General features: G+C 65.1%; 21 protein-coding genes and 1 tRNA gene. 6 read left to right on the forward strand and 16 right to left on the reverse strand.

What is annotated here, in order from left to right:
• The first annotated feature begins 61 nt into the window (after positions 1–61).
• Together IE302_RS20410 and IE302_RS20415 are read left to right on the forward strand one after the other, a co-directional pair.
• Complete coding sequence (locus tag IE302_RS20410) at positions 62–1,009, forward strand: alpha/beta hydrolase (protein ID WP_191256076.1); 948 nt, start codon at positions 62–64, stop codon at positions 1,007–1,009.
• 136 nt (positions 1,010–1,145) lie between these two features.
• On the forward strand, positions 1,146–2,363 hold the full coding sequence (locus IE302_RS20415) for an alpha/beta hydrolase (RefSeq protein ID WP_191256077.1): 1,218 nt from the start codon (positions 1,146–1,148) through the stop codon (positions 2,361–2,363).
• Here IE302_RS20415 and IE302_RS20420 read toward each other — a convergent pair whose 3' ends face one another.
• Together IE302_RS20420 and IE302_RS20425 are read right to left on the reverse strand one after the other, a co-directional pair.
• Entirely contained in the window at positions 2,364–3,203 is an 840-nt protein-coding gene (locus tag IE302_RS20420; RefSeq protein WP_191256078.1) for an oxygenase MpaB family protein, read from the reverse strand.
• A gap of 66 nt (positions 3,204–3,269) precedes the next feature.
• The gene (locus tag IE302_RS20425; RefSeq protein ID WP_191256079.1) at positions 3,270–4,193 is read right to left on the reverse strand and encodes a serine hydrolase; all 924 of its coding nucleotides are present in this window, start codon (positions 4,191–4,193) and stop codon (positions 3,270–3,272) included.
• Positions 4,194–4,378: 185 nt separating this feature from the next.
• Between IE302_RS20425 and IE302_RS20430 the strand changes: the two genes are divergently transcribed.
• Positions 4,379–4,975 carry a DUF4383 domain-containing protein gene (locus IE302_RS20430; protein ID WP_191256080.1) on the forward strand — a complete coding sequence of 199 codons (597 nt, stop codon included), beginning with the start codon at positions 4,379–4,381 and terminating at the stop codon, positions 4,973–4,975.
• Positions 4,976–4,986: 11 nt separating this feature from the next.
• Here the strand turns inward: IE302_RS20430 and IE302_RS20435 are convergent, their stop codons facing one another.
• The 3 genes from IE302_RS20435 to IE302_RS20445 form a co-directional block, all read right to left on the reverse strand.
• Positions 4,987–5,982: an SCO0930 family lipoprotein gene (locus tag IE302_RS20435; protein WP_191256081.1), complete on the reverse strand. Its 996-nt coding sequence runs from the start codon at positions 5,980–5,982 to the stop codon at positions 4,987–4,989.
• 82 nt (positions 5,983–6,064) lie between these two features.
• Positions 6,065–7,438, reverse strand: a complete 1,374-nt coding sequence (locus IE302_RS20440) for a nitrosuccinate lyase (RefSeq protein WP_191256082.1) — start codon at positions 7,436–7,438, stop codon at positions 6,065–6,067.
• Between the two features lie 25 nt (positions 7,439–7,463).
• Positions 7,464–8,003, reverse strand: a complete 540-nt coding sequence (locus IE302_RS20445) for a DinB family protein (protein ID WP_191256083.1) — start codon at positions 8,001–8,003, stop codon at positions 7,464–7,466.
• Between the two features lie 98 nt (positions 8,004–8,101).
• Here IE302_RS20445 and IE302_RS20450 point away from each other — a divergent pair.
• Positions 8,102–8,177, forward strand: a tRNA-Lys gene (locus tag IE302_RS20450).
• Positions 8,178–8,216: 39 nt separating this feature from the next.
• Here the strand turns inward: IE302_RS20450 and IE302_RS20455 are convergent.
• The 11 genes from IE302_RS20455 to IE302_RS20505 form a co-directional block, all read right to left on the reverse strand.
• Positions 8,217–9,413, reverse strand: coding sequence for a site-specific integrase (locus IE302_RS20455; RefSeq protein ID WP_191256084.1), 1,197 nt, complete (start codon positions 9,411–9,413; stop codon positions 8,217–8,219).
• A gap of 11 nt (positions 9,414–9,424) precedes the next feature.
• Positions 9,425–9,604, reverse strand: a complete 180-nt coding sequence (locus IE302_RS20460; protein WP_037319078.1) for a helix-turn-helix transcriptional regulator — start codon at positions 9,602–9,604, stop codon at positions 9,425–9,427.
• A 16-nt stretch (positions 9,605–9,620) separates the two neighbouring features.
• A complete protein-coding gene (locus tag IE302_RS20465; protein WP_229907861.1) occupies positions 9,621–11,012 on the reverse strand; it encodes a replication initiator in 1,392 nt (463 codons plus the stop codon).
• A gap of 153 nt (positions 11,013–11,165) precedes the next feature.
• A complete protein-coding gene (locus tag IE302_RS20470; RefSeq protein ID WP_191256086.1) occupies positions 11,166–11,435 on the reverse strand; it encodes a hypothetical protein in 270 nt (89 codons plus the stop codon).
• A complete protein-coding gene (locus tag IE302_RS20475) occupies positions 11,435–11,620 on the reverse strand; it encodes a hypothetical protein (protein ID WP_191256087.1) in 186 nt (61 codons plus the stop codon). Before IE302_RS20475 ends, IE302_RS20470 begins: the two co-directional genes overlap by 1 nt.
• 12 nt (positions 11,621–11,632) lie before the next feature.
• Entirely contained in the window at positions 11,633–11,893 is a 261-nt protein-coding gene (locus tag IE302_RS20480) for a hypothetical protein (protein WP_191256088.1), read from the reverse strand.
• Positions 11,890–12,108: a hypothetical protein gene (locus tag IE302_RS20485; RefSeq protein ID WP_191256089.1), complete on the reverse strand. Its 219-nt coding sequence runs from the start codon at positions 12,106–12,108 to the stop codon at positions 11,890–11,892. Before IE302_RS20485 ends, IE302_RS20480 begins: the two co-directional genes overlap by 4 nt.
• Before the next feature lie 39 nt (positions 12,109–12,147).
• Positions 12,148–12,966 (reverse strand): FtsK/SpoIIIE domain-containing protein, encoded by an 819-nt coding sequence (locus tag IE302_RS20490; protein ID WP_191256090.1) that lies wholly within the window; start codon positions 12,964–12,966, stop codon positions 12,148–12,150.
• Positions 12,967–12,985: 19 nt separating this feature from the next.
• On the reverse strand, positions 12,986–13,672 hold the full coding sequence (locus tag IE302_RS20495) for a hypothetical protein (RefSeq protein WP_229907862.1): 687 nt from the start codon (positions 13,670–13,672) through the stop codon (positions 12,986–12,988).
• Positions 13,673–13,867: 195 nt separating this feature from the next.
• A complete protein-coding gene (locus IE302_RS20500) occupies positions 13,868–14,110 on the reverse strand; it encodes a hypothetical protein (RefSeq protein WP_191256091.1) in 243 nt (80 codons plus the stop codon).
• A gap of 31 nt (positions 14,111–14,141) precedes the next feature.
• Complete coding sequence (locus IE302_RS20505; protein ID WP_229907863.1) at positions 14,142–14,600, reverse strand: hypothetical protein; 459 nt, start codon at positions 14,598–14,600, stop codon at positions 14,142–14,144.
• Positions 14,601–14,675: 75 nt separating this feature from the next.
• Between IE302_RS20505 and IE302_RS20510 the strand changes: the two genes are divergently transcribed.
• Together IE302_RS20510 and IE302_RS20515 are read left to right on the forward strand one after the other, a co-directional pair.
• Positions 14,676–16,007 carry a helix-turn-helix domain-containing protein gene (locus IE302_RS20510; protein ID WP_494492202.1) on the forward strand — a complete coding sequence of 444 codons (1,332 nt, stop codon included), beginning with the start codon at positions 14,676–14,678 and terminating at the stop codon, positions 16,005–16,007.
• A gap of 6 nt (positions 16,008–16,013) precedes the next feature.
• Positions 16,014–16,571, forward strand: coding sequence for an NUDIX domain-containing protein (locus IE302_RS20515; protein ID WP_229907864.1), 558 nt, complete (start codon positions 16,014–16,016; stop codon positions 16,569–16,571).
• Positions 16,572–16,582 lie beyond the last annotated feature (11 nt).

The raw sequence follows: 16,582 nt of genomic DNA on the forward strand, positions 1-16,582 counted from the left end.
TGTGCGCAATCGAGTTGCGAGCTATCTTCGGTTCATCGACTTCGGCTCCCAGGAGGCAGAAATGACCGCCAACCCGCACGACCTGGCCCTCGAACCGGCCGCCCAGGCCTTCGTCGAGGCCACCGCCACCCCGCCGTTCCTCTTCCAGTTGCCGCCGGACGAGGGCCGCAAGGCCGTCGACGAGGTCCAGAGCGGCGACGTCGAATTGCCCGCGGCGGACGTCGAGACCACGCACGTCGATGGCGTCGAGGTCCGCATCGTCCGGCCGCAGGGTGTGACCGGCCCGCTGCCCGTGATCGTCTACATCCACGGCGCCGGCTGGGTCTTCGGGAACTTCCACACGCACGAGCGCCTGGTCCGCGAGCTCGCCGTCGGCGCGGGCGCGGCCGTCGTCTTCCCCGAATACGACCGCTCCCCGGAGGCGCGCTACCCGGTCGCCATCGAGCAGAACTACGCGGTGGCGAAGTGGGTCGCCGAGCATGGCGCCGAGAACGGGCTCGACGGCACGAAAATCGCGATCGCGGGCGACTCCGTCGGCGGGAACATGACCGCGGCGCTCACCCTGCTCGCGAAGCAGCGCGGTGACGTCACCTTCCGCCAGCAGGTGCTCTTCTACCCGGTCACCGACGCGAACTTCGACACCGAGTCCTACCGGCGCTTCGCCGAGGGCTACTTCCTCGCCCTCGACGGCATGAAGTGGTTCTGGGACCAGTACACGACCGATCCGGCGCAGCGCGCGGAAATCACCGCGTCGCCGCTGCGGGCGAGCCTCGACGAGCTGGCGGGCCTGCCGCCCGCACTGGTGATCACCGCCGAAGCCGACGTCCTGCGCGACGAGGGCGAGGCGTACGCCGCCAAGCTGCGCCGGGCCGGAGTACCGGTGACGGCCGTGCGGTACCAGGGCATCGTCCACGACTTCGTCATGCTCAACACGCTGCGCGAAACGCACGCCGCCGAAGCGGCGATAAAGCAGGCGGTCGGGGTGCTGCGCGCCGCCCTCGAGGGCTGAGTAGCCCGGAACACGGTTTGTCCAGGGTGACACGCGTCACCCTGGACAACACTTCCCGGTGGTCGCACGTCTCTTGATCCAGATGTGGGAAGTGCGGTGCGGGGGCGTGCCGCGGCCGGGGAGGAAGACGATCGCCATGGGACTGGGACTGAGTGCCATCCGGCTCGATTCCACGCTGAACCTCATCATCGTCGTGGTGCTGACGCTGCTCGCGATCGTCGCCGTGCCGTTCTTCTGGGAGCGCTGGCGCCGCAAGCTGCTGGGCCGCACCGGCACGATCCTCGTCGCGGTGGTGCTGATCGTGGTCAGCACCGGGATGGGCGGGAACATGATCGGCGGGTTCTTCCCGACGGTCGGCGCCCTGTTCGGCACCGGGGCCTACTCCGGGGACAACGTCAACGCCGTCGCCGGGGAGAACGGCTCGGACCTCGACAAGCTGCGTGACGCCGGGGCGATGCGGGCCAAGGAGGGCAAGGGCTCCGTCGTGCACATGACGGTGGCGGGCAAGCGCACCGGCCTCACGCGCGACGTCTCGGTGTATTTCCCGCCCCAGTACTACGATCCCGCGTTCCGGTCGCTCAAGTTCCCGGTCATCGAATGGATCCCGAACTATCCGTCCGGCCCCGAAGTGGTCACCGGCCCCTACGAACTGCCCGCCAAGCTCGACGCGGCCATCGCGAAACACGTGCTCCCGCCGACCCTGGTGATCATCCCGGACCCGACGGGCAAGCCGAAGATCGGTCACGACACCGAGTGCATCGACGAGGTCAACGGGACCGCCAACGACACCTACCTCACCGCCGACATCCGCGACTGGGCGATCGAGAAGCTCGGCGCCAACCCGCAGCGGAAGGCGTGGACGATGGCGGGCTGGTCCTCGGGCGGGTACTGCGCGATGAACCTGGTGACCCGGCACCCGCAGTGGTACGGCCAGGCGGCGAGTGTCAGCGGCTACTACAAGGCCTCGGTGGACGCGGAGACGGAGAACCTGTTCAAGGGCAGGCAGGACATCATCGACGCGAACACGGTCTCGCTGAACCTGCAGAAGCACCCGTCGCCGGTCGACATCCTCGCGATCGCCGGGGACAAGGAGAACTTCGAAAGCTTCTCCATCGACCAGATCCAGGCGGCCGTCCGCGCTCCCGCGACGCTCTCGTCGTGGCGGATCCCGGACGCCGGGCACAACATGAACACCTTCAAGGCACAGGTGCCCGACGTGCTGGCGTGGATCGGCGCGCGGACCGTGGCGCCGTGCGCGCCGCAGGACAAGAAGATCATCTCCAACGGCGGGGTCACCCCTTGGCCCCTGCCCAACACCGGAGCCAAGGGCGCGCTGGTCGACATCGTCGAGTGATCAACCGCGCTTGGCGCGATACGCCTTGGGGTACAAGCGAAGCCGGTCGGGAACGCGTTTCCCGGCTGCTCTCATGACCACGCCCAGCCGTCGGAGGCGGCGCTCGTCCGCGTCCGTCCACTTGAGACTCAAGCGGTCGCGGAGCGCCGTCGGCAGCAAGCCGATCGCGCACAGGGTCAGCACGTTCCCGCCCGCCGGCCGGACCGGCCGCCACAGGGTCTCCGGCAAGAACCACCACGGTGGCGGCGGGGTGTCGCGCATGGTGATCGAGTCGAGCAGTTCCCGCACCGTGTGGTTGTCTTCGAGCCGGTTCGCGACGACGTCGTCGAAGTACGTCTCGAACCCTTCGAGGTCCGGCGGCATGTGGTGCTCGCGGAGGCCGAGGATCAGGCCGAGCCGCCGCCATTCCGCGTAGAAGCGGCGTTTTTCCGAGCGTGGCAAGGGATGGATGAAGACTTCCTGCATGCGGAGAGTCGTCCAGAAGGTCGATCCGTGCACCCACCAATAGGCTTCGGGGTTCAGCGCGTGATAGCGCTCGCCGTGATGGTCGACGCCCTTGATCGCCTTGTGCATCTCGCGCAGCCGCGTGGCCTCCGCGATCGACTCCTGGCCGCCGAAAACCTGGGACAGCAACGAATCGATGGTCCGGTCGAGGCGGCCCCACGGGTCTTCGGTGTAGTTCGAATGGTCGTGGACACCGGCGCCGATCACCGGATGTGCGACCTGCAGCAGTAGTGCCGTCCCGGCGCCGAGCAGCAGTCTCCGGTCGCCGACCACTTGCCAGGCAACGGAATCCGGGCCGAGCGGGGTCACGGTGGGCAGGCGGGCTTCGGTGCTCATGACGACCTCCCGGAAGAGCGGCGTGAGGCCACTGTCCCACCTTGTTTACAGGTCGTCAATAGTGGCTCAGGGCGCGCCCAGCGCGGGGAGCAGCGCTTTCACCACCTCGGTCACCCGCCGGCCGGCGCCGGGGTAGGTGGTCGAGGACGGCTGGGAGGTCAGGACGACGACGATGTAGCGGTCGTCCTTTCCGACCACGCCGGAACTGTGCAGGATCCGGGAGCCGCGGCAGCAAGCCCAGCCCTGCTTGATCGACCAGGGCAGATCGCCGACGGCGTCCGGGATGCCGAAATACTGCCGGATCCCGTCGGAGCCGTTCTCCGTCGCGCCGCTCAACGCGCGCATGATCGTCGCCCGGGTCCCCGCACTCACCTGGTCCAGCAGATAGCGATAGATCTTCGCGATGTCCGCGGCGGTGATCCGGGTGTCGCCCCAGCGGCCGGGATCCTCGGGCGGGCGGGTGCCGGAGAGTCCGATCCTGCCCGCCCAGCGGGTGACGATGGCGGGTCCGCCGTGCGCGGTCCACAGGCTGCTGGCGATGCCGTCGTCGCTGACCGAAAGCATCCGCTGGACGGTGGCCGACGGTGTGCCCGCCTGCAGTGATTCCAGCGCGATGAGGATCTTCACGAGCGACGCCGAGGTGTAGGAACGTTCTGATTTAAGGGAAACCGTGGTCTTCTTGGCCACGCGATCGTAGACGGCGATGCTGACCTGACCGTCGGGGACGAGCTCCGCGAGGGTCTGCGCGTCGACGGTCGCCGGCGGCTTTCCGGGGTCGGCGGACTTCGAGGGTGCCGGCGAACTCGGTGCGGCGGAAGAAGAAGGCCTCGACGATTCGACAGGCCCGGCCTCGACGGTCATCGCCTCGGCGTCCGACGCGGCGACCGCGACCGCCGACGGACCGGGTCGCGACGACGGGACCAGCAGCATCGCGAGGATGGCCCCCAGGCACAGCCCCACCAGGAGGAAGACTCCGCTCACCTTGCCCACACGACTTGTTGGCCGGATCACCCGTTCGTGTTCACGAATGGGTTATTCGTGTGACACAGGTCTCGTTTGAACGCGAAGTCCGTGACACCGCGAACGCGCGGCGTTGCTTCCGGTTTGTCCGGGAGTGACTCGGGGTATCTGACCCCCAGCGTGAATTTAGGTGGCCAACTCTGGAAGGCGGAGCAATGGCACGTGCACAACGCGCTCGTATCCGGACGGCGGGGCTCCAGCCCGCGCAGGTCCTCGCCGGGCTGGCGAGCCTGGCCTACCTGGTGTTCGGGATCGTGGGCTTCACCAGGACCGGGTTCGCCGATTTCATCGGTCACAGCGACGTGACCGTCCTCGGAATCTCGGTGAACCCGCTCTACAACCTCGGGTTCGTCCTGCTGGGCGCGATCGGTCTGCTGCTGACCTTCGGCTCGGGCCGGTCCCGGGTCTTCGGTCTCCTGTCGTTCGTCGCCTTCGGGGCGCTGTTCGTCTGGGGGCTCATGATCGCCGGGACCGTTTCGACGAACCCGGTCTCACAGGCGGGGAACCCGTTCGACCTCAACGGGCCGGACAACTGGGTGCACCTCGGCCTCGCCGCGCTCGGGCTGGTGATCGCGTTCCTGCCCGCGCGGCACAAGGTGATGCTGCCGGAAGACGAAGAAGACACCGTGGTGGCGGACCGCGCCGACAGCACCACACTCGTCGAACCCGTCCCGGACACTTCGCGACGGCCGAAGCATGAGAAAAGCCCGGCCGTCGCTCGGGAAGAGCGGCCGCCGGGCCTCGCCCACTAGGTTCTCCGGGCTCAGTATCCGTACTCCGAACCACCGGACTGTGCGGGAGCGTCGTCCTTCTTCTCGGGGGCGGCGTTCCCGCTCTGGGCCGCCTTGTTCTTCACCGGCGCGCTGCTCTTGCAGCCGGCGGGCTCGATGACGAACCAGGTGCCGCCGACGCCGTGACCGTTCGCCTCACCGGCGTTCGCGTCCTTGGCGTAGCGGTAGACGGGCCAGCCGCCGACGGTGACCTGCATGGTGCCGTCCGCGCGCTTCACCGTGCCGAGCAGCTTCTGCTCGATGCCTTCGAGCTGGACGTCGCCCTCGGCGAGCACCGGCGGCCAGGCCTTCGCGCAGTCACCGTTGCAGGTCGGCTGCTTGTTCTTCTTGTCCTTGGTGAACATGTAGAGGGTGAAGCCCTCTTTGTCCACAATGGCCGGTCCGATGCCGTCGACGTTGCTCGCGACCAGTTTCGTGGCGCCGTCCGCCTTCTTCTCGGCGGGAGCCTCGTTCGCCGCCTGTCCGGCCTTGCCGCCCTTGGCGTTCGCGGCGTACCAGGTGCTGCCGACGCCCTGCCCCTTCGTCTCGCCCGCCTTGGCGTCCTTGGCGTAGCGGTAAAGCGCCCATCCGCCGACCGTGACCTGCTTGCGGCCGTCGGCGCGGGTCAGCTCGCCGACCAGGGACTGGTCCACACCTTCGATCCGGACCTCACCGTCGGCGAGTACCGGCGGCCAGGCCTTCGCGCAATCACCGTCGCAATTGGACTTCGGCGGCTTCGCGCTGTCCTTGTCGAAGCGGTACAAGGTGAACCCGTCCTTGTCGACGAGTATCTGGCCGAGATCCCCGGCTTCGGCCACGGCCACCTTGGTCTCACCCTTGGCCGCGGGGGCGTTCCCGCCCGCCCCGGCCACCGCGGCGGCCGGGGCGACGGCGGGCGCCGCCGTCTCGGTGCCACCTGAGCAGGCCGACAGCGCCACCAGGCCCGCGGCCGCGGACGCCGCTGCGACGACGAAACGCTTGCGAAGCATGGGATTTCTCCTTGTTCGTAGGGGTTCCGCGGCTCGGCGCGGTGAGCTTGTACCCCCTACACGGGCCCGGTGCGGGACCGGTTCAAGGAGTTTTCGGATTTTCTTCGCGGGCCTCCAGTGCGGCGTCCGTGAGCACCCCGGCCGAACCGGTGTAGTTCGCGGGATCCAGCAGGTCGGCCAGGGATTCCGCGGGGAGGACTCCGGTTATCTCAGGCAGGCTCGAAAGAACCTCACCGAGGGGCTCGTCCCGCTCCAGGGCGAGCTTGGACGCCTGCCCGAGGACCTCCTTGGCCCGCGTCTTGCCGAGCAGCGGGGCGAGCACTGTCGAAAGCCGCTCGGAAACGATCAGGCCGTGCGTGAGGCCGAGGTTCTCGCGCATGCGGTCATCGTCGACGACCAGACCGCGGGCGAGTTCGGCCGCCGTGTGCGCGGCGCCGCCGGTCAGCCGCAGGCACTCGCGCAGCAGCTGCCACTCGGCGTGCCACGCGCCCGCGGAGCGTTCGTCCTCGGAGACCAGGGCCTGGGTGACGCCGGTGGCGAGCACCGGGACCTGCAGCGAGGCCGAACGGATCAGCGTCGCCAGCACCGGATTGCTTTTGTGCGGCATCGCCGACGAACCGCCACGGCCCTCGCCCGCGGGTTCGGTGACCTCGCCGACCTCGGTGCGCGTCAGGAACTGGACGTCGACCGCGATCTTCCCGAGCGCGGCGGCGGTGAACGACAGGGCCGCCGCGAGGTCGGCAGTCGGGGTGCGGAGCGTGTGCCAGGGGAGCGTGGTCTCGGCGAGCCCGGTCTCTTCGGCGAAGGCCGTCTGGAGCCGCTGCGGATAGCCGTCGGGCAGCCCGGCGAGACGCGCGTACTCGGCGTACGCGGCCCTCGTGCCGGCCGCGCCACCCAGCGAGACCGGCAGGACGACGCGGTTCAGCCTCTCGAGCGCGTCGCGCGTCAGCTGACGCCACCCCGCCGCCTTGAGCCCGAACGTGGTCGGGACCGCGTGGGCGGTGAGGGTGCGCCCGGCCATGGTCGTGTCGCGATGCGCGCGGGCCAGGTCCGCCAGCGCGTCCGCCGTCGTCTCGAGGTCGGCCGTGAGAAGCGCCCGTGTCCGGGCGGCGACCAGCATCATCGCGGTGTCGAAGATGTCCTGGCTGGTGGAGCCGCGGTGGACGTGCTCCGTCCCGGCCGCCTTGGTCAGCTGCTTGATCAGCCCCACGACCGGGTTCGCCGTCTCCCGCGCCGCCCTCGCCAGCGCGACGACGTCGATCTCGATCGTCGCGGCCGCGTCGGTGATCGCCTCCGCGGCTTCCCGGGGGATCAGCCCGGTGGCGGCCTGCGCCCTGGCGAGCGCCGCCTCCGTGTCGAGCAGGGCCCGCAACCAGGCGAGATCACCCGTCGCCGCCTCGGCGGGCGTGCCGGCGCGGACCGGGGAGAGGAGGCCGGAATCGGGGTCGGCGTTCATCGGCCCAGCATCGCACTCCCAGGTTTCAGTGGCCTGTCCTCCCGTCGATGCGCTCGCGCAGCAGATCCGCGTGGCCGTCGTGGCGGGCGTACTCGGCGATGTGATGGGTCAGCAGCCACCGCAGCGAGAACGGCTCCCCGTCGCGGCGGCTCGTGCCCGTGTCGTCGAGCGAAGCGGCCGCGACGATCTCCCTGGACCGCGCGCACTCCTCGCGCCACGCCGCCCACGCGGCCTCGACGTCGCCGTCCGTGTCGTCGAAGTCCTGCTCGGGCCGATCGTCGGAGTAGTAGAGCAGCGGGACGTCCTCGCCCGCGAACTGCACGCGGAACCACCAGCGCTCGGTGCCGGTGAGGTGCCTGAGCAGCCCGTGCAGCGACATGCTCGACGGCTCCACCGAGCGCATGGCCATCTGCTCCGGCGTCAGCCCCTCGCACTTCAGCTCGAAGGTGCGGCGATGCCAGTCGAGCGTGGACGTCAGGATCTCGCGCTCGCTCGCCACGCGCGGGGACTCCGGGCGGTCACCCTCCCAGCCGGCCGAGTAGTTCTCGTCAGGGATCGTGTCCATGCCCCGACCCTGGCAGACACCCCCGACAATTCCGTGGCGCTCCGGCGGCGGCCCCGCCATCCTGGTGGTCGGCGGCGGTCTACTAGACTCGCCCGCACGGGCCGTTAGCTCAATTGGTAGAGCTGCGGACTTTTAATCCGTAGGTTCTGGGTTCGAGCCCCAGGCGGCCCACCAAAAGCCCAGGTCAGGGGCACTTATTGATCACCTGTCTGATCATGGTGCCCCTTTACTGCCCTCTTTGAGGTCACCGCCGAGAACTTCCAGAACCTCAGCCGGACGGCGTGATGGCGCCTTCCGGCCGACGTAGGTGTCGGTGGTCTGGGAGACCCGGGAGTGCCCCAGCAGGTCACTCGCGTACCGGGCCGGTAGGGCGTCGGTGAGCACGGTGGCGACGGTGCGGCGGAAGGTACGAGGGGTGAACCAGTCGCCCAGCCCATGCCGTACCCGGAAGGCTCGCCAATCGCGGCGGAGGTTGCTGGCCTCCCGAAGGCCACCCTTGGAGTTGGGGAAGATCCAGCCGGTCAGAGCTTCGGAAGCGATGCCGCGTTGAGCGGCGACCCGGGCGCGACGGTTCAACAGCATGGTGACCAGCCAGTCGGCTAGCACGACGTCACGTTGCGCGTTCTCGCTCTTACCATCGTTGATCTTGGCTCCGTCGGCTTTCGTCCGGACGAAGTTGCCCTCCATGCGCGCGACCTTGGCTTTGAAGTCGATGTGCTCCCAGCGCACGGCGATGCCCTCACCAGTGCGTTCCCCGGTGCCCGCATAGAACCGCATGATGTCCGGGAGATCTTGCCGCACCGCGATCTCATCACCGTCGGCAAGCTCGAAAATCGCCAGTGCCTCGTGGACTTCCAGCGCTCGTGGAGCCTTGCGACGCTTACGGTTCTCCACGGGACGAGCGTCCCGAACAGGGTTGATCTTCAACGGTCCATTGCGGACAGCGTAGCCCCAGAGTCCTGAAAGGACAGTGCGTGCTGTCTTCGCGGAACTTGCCGACAACGCGCGGTTGATATCTTGCAAGATCGTGTCAACGCGTCCTGCGTCCAAGTCGCCCATACTCAACCCGAGCACGCGAGGCTTCACGTGGGTGTTCCATCGATGTTCGTAAGTGTCCAATGAGGACCCACTTCGGTTACCGAGGTCAACCTGTTCACGGAACTCGGACAACCATTTTTCGCCCACTGCAACGACTTTGGTGCCCATGTTGACTCGTCCTTGGACTGCCTGCCGGTCACGAATGCGTTCACGAAGCTTGTTCTCAGCCTTGGTCTTTGTGGCATCCCAAACGCGAATCTTGCGTACGATGCCGTCAAGATCACAGTACTTGCAGAACGCGATCCAGTTAGGACCATCACGCCGGGACGTGATCTTGCCAGCGGTTCCAACGGGTAGGCGTGGGCGTGCCATAGTTCGTCCTTTTAGGCTGCTTCGGGGTCGAGGGATTCGAACCATGCGATGACCTCTTCGGCCTTGTATCGCAGGTACTTACCGACGCGTTTGCCCTTTGGTCCGTAGTCGCGTGTGCGCCAGTCGTACAAGGTCTTCACAGGGACTTTGAGGTACGCTGCTACGTCGTCAACCGTCCACAAGGGATTCATGTATCACTCCTTTCTGTTATTTGCCAATGGCTTCTTCAACCTCCTCTCGTGCTATCTGCTTTCGTTCGCGTGCTTTGGCGGCTGCTGTGTTGGCGAGCATGGCGTCACCGAGGGTGAGCCAGCCGACGCCGTCGAAGATCCAGTTCAGGGTGACGATGGAGTCATCGCCGTCTGGGTCTGCGTCGTGGGGTAGTTCGGGCTGGGCGGGTTCGATGGGGTCGCCGCGTTTGAAAGCTTTACGGACGGCCCGGAGTGCTCCGAGGGTGGTGGAGTAGCGGCGGCTCTTGGTGGAGAAGTGCCCGCCGTAGCCGAGCATGTGTGCCCACTTCTGGAGCTTTCGCCAGCCTTGTGCCCAGGCTTCGCGCTGGGCTTTGGTGCGGCAGTTGAGGGGGCGGGAGCCGAGTTCCCAGCAGGCGAGTAGTTGCCGGGCTTGGTGGGTGTCGTGCTCGGTGTGAAGATCGATGCCGAGGGAGTCGAGGCGTCGGGAGATGTGCCCGGTTTCTTCGGTGGCCTTGGTGGCGTATTTGGCCAGGTAGGCGGCGACGGCCGTGGTGGTCAGGGTGCCATGGTCGTCTGCGTCCGCTGGGCTGAGTTTAACGGTGCGGATGTCGACCTGGGCTCCCCAGTGGATCGGCCAGCCGGATGGGTTCACCGGGTGGGGTTCGGTGGTGAACGAGGTCGAGGCGGCCGCGTGGTCGACGTAGCTGCGCAGATGATCGATCGTGATCGACGGGTCAGGCGCGAGGATCGCGTCCGGGTTGTCCAGGTCGCGGCCATCGAGCCGGATGAGCGCGTGGAAGTGGATGACGCCGCGTCGCTGGTATTCGGCGACCTTGGCGAAGGACAGGCGGACGCGGGTGTCCCGGATTCGGCCGGCATGGGCCAAGGCCCGGTTGAGGGCGATGGTGGTGCGTCGCCAGAGTTCGCCAGCGTGGAAGTTCCAGGCGGCTTGGTGGCGGTAGTCGTAGCAGTCTCGGCAGATCGGTTCGCCGACGCGGGGATCGTGCTCGTGGTGGCGTTCCAGGCACGTCTGTGGGCGTCCGTGGGGGCATGGCTCGGTGTTCCGGCGAGCCCGGCAGGGGCGGACTTGGCCGTTGTGGCCGATCACGCGGGTGTGGACCAGGCCGAAGGAGGGGGCGGTGAGGGTGACGAAGAGGCAGGGGTGTTCGGAGACGGTCTCCGGGACGCCCTTGCCGCCCACGAGTCCGGCCTTGACGAGTTGATAGGTGTCGGCGCGGTAGGTCTGGGCGCATGCCGGGCAGACGGAGGTTCGGCGGTTCTTGCAGGCCACGTACAGGGCACCGTCGGGCATCCCCGCGGTGACCTGATCGATCTCCGTTCCGGCACTGCCGTGCCAGTGGGCTTCGAGCTTGAGCCGGACCGGTCGAGAGCACGCGGCGGCGGACATGACGTGCGTGAGCCACCACTGATACCCGGGCTGGGATACGCGCCGGATGAGGTCATGGTGTGCGGGGTGCTGCTCGGCAACGGCTCCCGCCCCCAGAACCCTGGGCGTTCCCGGAGTGCTGGGGGTGAGAGTCACTGTCGAGACGGTCATGGGTCAGGCAGTCCAGTCCGCTTTCGGGAAGCGGCACGGGTGGTCTGCCAGATCGGCGACGGTTGCCCAGCGAAGGCTGTGCATGGGCTCGCCGGTCAGTTTCGAGATCGGGACGATCGTGTTGGTGGCGGTGAACTCCTCAGGGAAGGCCACAACTTCAGGCACTTCGAGGTAAGTGGCCAGCCGGGCACAGGAGATGACGGTGTCGCCGCACTGAACGAAGATCCACACCTGGTCGGATGTGAGTGCTATCGGCATGCTAAAGGTCAACATCACCGGTGTCCTTCCGAAGGCTTTTTCGTGCTGGCGGTGATCGACAACAGTTGCTGGGTGGTCAGTTCGATGACTGCCGAGCATTCGCTGCGAGGGTCGAGAGCGACGATTTCCCAGACATCAGAGCTGACGTCATAACGGACGCTGATTTCAGCGGACGGGTCGAGCTGAAGGCGTGTGTGCATGAGATCTTCTCCTTAAAAGAGGGTTTCCTGGTTCTGGCAGGATTTGCAGATGACAGTTCCTTCGGCGTCGCAGTCGAAGAGGGTTCGACAGGTGCGGCAACGAACGGAGTGGTTGACGCGGCAGTCGCGGCAGTACGGAACCTGCGCGTCGTAGGGGATGAAGGGATGTGTGCAGTCCGGGCAGTGCCGGATGCCGGGCATGCTCGAACGGCGGCCGCTCTTGACCTGATGCAGTGCGTGTTCGAGATAGCTCGTGGTGTGCGTGAGCGTCATCGGTCTGCGCCTTCGGGCGGTACCGGTGCGGGCTTGACGTCCTTGGGGCTGTTGAGCAGGGTCAGGTGGACCGTGGTGATCACAGCGCCGATCACGAACGCGGCGATGACGAGAATCGTCATAATGAGGTTCATCACGGGGTAGAGCCCGGAGAGAAACGCCAGTGCGCAGAGCACGAACAGGGCAAGTGTGACGATGAGTCGTTGGGTGTTCATGGGCAGACTCCTAGCGTGAAAGGAATTGCGGATGGGGTGCTACGCGACCTTTTTGGTGCGTAGTTGACGGGCGTATTCCACGAGGGAATAAATGTGCGCGTCGGTGAGGTAGGCGGACTTCATTCGCCGGGGCTGGAGCCCTTCAGAGATGAGATAGCCGATGCCCCGGGATTCCGGGGCGATGGTCGCGGCGTTGAAGCCCTGGGTGGCCCAGCCGCGTCCGAGGATGATGTCCGAGGAACTGTCGGTGGTGCACCGGAACGCGAGCCGGTAGCCGAACAAGTCCCGCAGGGACGTCGGGATGATGTCCGCCGAGGGGCGTTGCGTGGCTGCCACCACGATGATCCCAGCGGCACGGCCCCGGGCGACCAGGTCACGAAGCAGGCGCACGAACGCCTCTTGCTGGTCTTTGGTGCCCATGGTGGCCGAGTACATCGCCAGTTCGTCGATGACGAGCGCGATCACATCGATCGGATCGGTCTTGGCGATCTTGCGGCGACGAACCCGCTTGAGCTCCGTGTAACGGCGGTCCATTTCGGACTGGAGCTGTCCCAGGCGGTGAAGCGCCATGTCAATGTCGGGGCCGACGAACACGTCGGCGATGTCGCGCCACAGGCCAAGTTCGACCTGCTTGCCGTCGAACAGCCACAGCGACACATCCGGGCAGAGCGCGCAGTGCGCCACGATGTTGTTGAGAGCGACGGACTTACCCGCGCCGGGTTCGCCACCCAATAGGATGTTGCGGTAGATCAGCTCGATTTCCGCGAGTACGCCGTCTTCGAAGATGCCCAGGTGAACCAGGTCGTAGATCGACAGGCCGGACACGGGCACGGTGTCAGCGCGATGGGTGGTCTTCATGATGGTCACCTCCTGGTGATCAGTCGATGTAGTCGGAGAGGTCTTCCCCGTTGACCACTACGGACGAGCGCGGAGACTCGACGGGTTTCACGGTGGTCTTACGAGGCTTCACCGAGCCGGATTCGGCCGGCATAGTTCCCGGGACGGGAAACGGGGTGATCGTGGCGCCGGTAATGGGTTCGGTGCCTTCGGTCTTGCCGCCGATCAGCGAGGTGAGCTTGGCCAACGGCGAGTCGATCGGTGTGGTCTTGTCCAACGGATCCCGTCGGATCACATCCACAGCCAGCAGCGTGGACAGTTTCCGCACCCTGTGCAGACGTGCGTCCCGGGCGAAACAAGCCGGGGCGATGTACTCCAACGCGGCTTCGAGATCGCCACCGGACGAGCCAGCGCGAACCCACATCCAGATTCGTTCGCCGGTCTTCGTTGGGCGTCCCCACAGCATCAAGGGCAACGCGCCATCGAGATTCATCGTGCGGATACGCGTCTGCTTCAAGCAGGTACGCAGTCGATGCCGGTCGATCACGCACCACATGCGCGCGAAGAAGAACCAGCGAGTGAACGGCACCAAGACCAGCACGAGCAGAACGCCCGCGAAGATCAGCCACGATGTCAGCGAACTGACCTTGGTGTTCAGCCACACCATGCCCGTTGCCCAGGCAGCAAGAACGATGATTTCCACGCGCCAGCGAATCAGCGCACCCATGATCACAAAGGGCATCCACTGCTTCGGCGCGTGCCAGAACTCCAGAACGTCGGTACGCCGTCCCCGGGCACCACGAGTAGACTTAGCCATGACTCTCAGCCCTCCAAGGCAGAGTTGATAAAGAAAACGAGCAGCACGGGGCCGGACAGGAACCGCCAAGAACCAGAACGGCCCCGTGCTACTCGAATTGATGAACTAGGCCGCAAGCATGTCGGCCATTGTCAAGCCACTACGGTGAATCGCGAGGTTCGCGGATGCGTAGTGATATTTCGACCACAAAAGGTCGCTTGCCAACATGAGATCTTCGTACAGATCCCAACGATTAGCAGGCTTCCGGCGACGAATGTCCTTCTGGACTTCGCGCACCACATTAAGCCATTCCAGCGCGTCACGCGCTTCAGACTCCCAAAACCGGGTGTCTTCCGTGTCGAGATACATGCGTCACTCCCAAGCCACGAAAATACGGGGATCAGGACGAAGAAGCCGAACCCGCCTTCGAACCAGCGACGGCCTTGATGTCGGACGCACGGAAAGCCGTCCCGTTCTTGCCGTTCTGTGCCCACGGAATCGCCTGCAACTCCACGGGGTTGACGAGCTGACCGACTGCGACCTTGGGGGGCTGGTGGCCCGTAACGGTCACAGTGATCACCTCCGCCCCGCCGTCGTCCATGGCAACGAGCTGCACAGCCCACATCGGAACGTTGGTGTTGCGCTCGAACCGCTGCTGGCCGTTCTGGTCGGTCTTCGGCTGAACCTCGCGACCCACGGTGAACGTGACCTTCGAAGTGTCGATCAAGAGACGCATCATGCCCTCCAAGGCAATCAATTTGCTAGCAATACGCTCCGCTTCATTCGGCGCGTATCTACAGCAAACCGCGTCGTGGCCATGACTCAACAGTGACGGAAAATGACGGGGGTGACGGGACATGACGCACCTATTGAAAAAGCTATTCTGATGCGAGATAATGGGAACGGCAGTACCCAACGCAAAGCAGGGGGGCGGATGACTCCGCTACGGCAAGCTAGGGACGACCGAGGGTGGACGAAAGCCAAGCTCGTTCACCTGATCGAGGTATGTGCGAAGACTAAGGGAGTCAAGCTCAACAAGACGACTTCCAGTCTGAGCCGTGAAGTCTCGTACTGGGAGAGTGGGCAACGAAGTCCTCAAGAGCCAGTGGCGTCACTCTTGTGCAACGTCTACGGAAAGAGCGCACTTGAGCTGGGCTTGAACCCGACCCCCGACCAAGCTCGCTCGGACGTCGGCTTGATCTACTCGCCATCACTGCTGGCAGCCGTTGAGAGCTTGACCAAGCTCGCCGTCTTCGACGAGACACGGCACACGAGCGTGCTGAATGGCTCGTACTCAGTCGATGCCCTAAACGCTGCCTGCATGGACTGGCTGTTCAGGGAGTCACGCTACGAGTCGACCGATGGACGGATCACCGAGGCAGACGTACTCGAGGTCCGAAGTGCTGCCCAGATGTTCGACAGCCTGGATCGAACGATCGGTGGGGAAACACAACGCCTCCTTGCGGTGAGGTTCGTGCGCGAACGACTAGCCCCACGTCTCAGCGTGGCCGGAACTGATCCAGCAAGTCGAGCCCTGTTCACAGCAGCCGCGATCCTGTGTGAAGTGATCGGCTGGATGGCATACGACGCAGAGCGGCACAGTGTTGCACAGCGTTACTTTGTGCAAGCCCTTCGGCTAGCCAAGGACGCAGACGAACCCGCGTACGGTGCCTACGTGTTGGCCACGATGGCGCATCAAGCGCTCTACCTCCACAGGCCGGACCAAGCACTCAGGTTCGCGCTAGCTGCACGTTCGAACGTGCATGTCTCCACGGTGCCCATCGTCGCCACGGAAGCCACCCTCATGGCTGCTCAGGCATACGCGCGACTGGGCAATGAAACAGACTGTCGCGCGATGATCCTAGATGCAGAGCGGCTGTTTGCGCAGGTAGGGGCGGCCAGCACTCCGGAATGGGCATCTCACTGGACTGATGCTGTGTTCGCAACCTATGTCGGTGTGAGCTGGGTTGACATGGGCAAGCCTCACGAGGCGTATGCACCGCTCAAGTTGGCTTGGAACGCTGCTCAAGGACACCCACGACGGCAGGTCTACAGCACTGGCCAGCTTGCTAAGGTCGCAGTGCTCAACGGCGACATCGAGCAGGCGGCCGGCCTGGGATTAGCCGCGGTTGAGTCCAGCAACAAGCAGGCATCGCAACGTTCACTCCAAGTGATCCGAGAGGTAGATGTTCAGCTCAAGCGATACGCCAAGCAACCTCAGGTTCGAGACTTCCGGGAGCGTGCCCGGTTGCTACTGGCTGGGTGAGCGCTGGTGACTGAACAGGCACACCACCTCAGTCCCGAACAGGCTGCCCAGTTCTTCAAGGACATGGAGGCCGAGGGGGAACCCGAGGTCGAATTCAACCCCGGTATCGCTAGCCGTATCGCCAGCAAGACAGTTGCCGCTGGAGTGCTGATTCACGATTCCAACGGGCGAATTCTTTTTGTAACTCCAGTTTACAAGCCTTACCCAGAAATCCCGGGCGGTATTGTAGATGCCAACGAATCGCCGTATCTGGCGCTTCAGCGCGAGATACGGGAAGAACTTGGAATTGCGTTGAACGTTGGGAATCTGTTGGTTGTGGACTGGACGCCTATGCACGGTGTTTGGCGAGACTCGCTGCAATTTATTTTCGACGGAGGCACCCTTAGTTCACGAAGTATCGAGCAAATTGAATTGCCACGCGATGAGCTGAAAACTTTCGAGTTCAGAGCGCTTGATGAAGTCAAGAGTCTACTGAAGCCCTCTTTTCATAGGCGTCTTCATGAAGCTAATATTGCTAAGGCTGATGGACGAACTCGGTACCTGGACTTCGGGCGACCAGTCTAAACCAATTGGTA

The organism is Amycolatopsis oliviviridis (assembly GCF_014654365.1).
In the GTDB taxonomy this organism is placed as follows: Bacteria; Actinomycetota; Actinomycetes; order Mycobacteriales; family Pseudonocardiaceae; genus Amycolatopsis; species Amycolatopsis oliviviridis.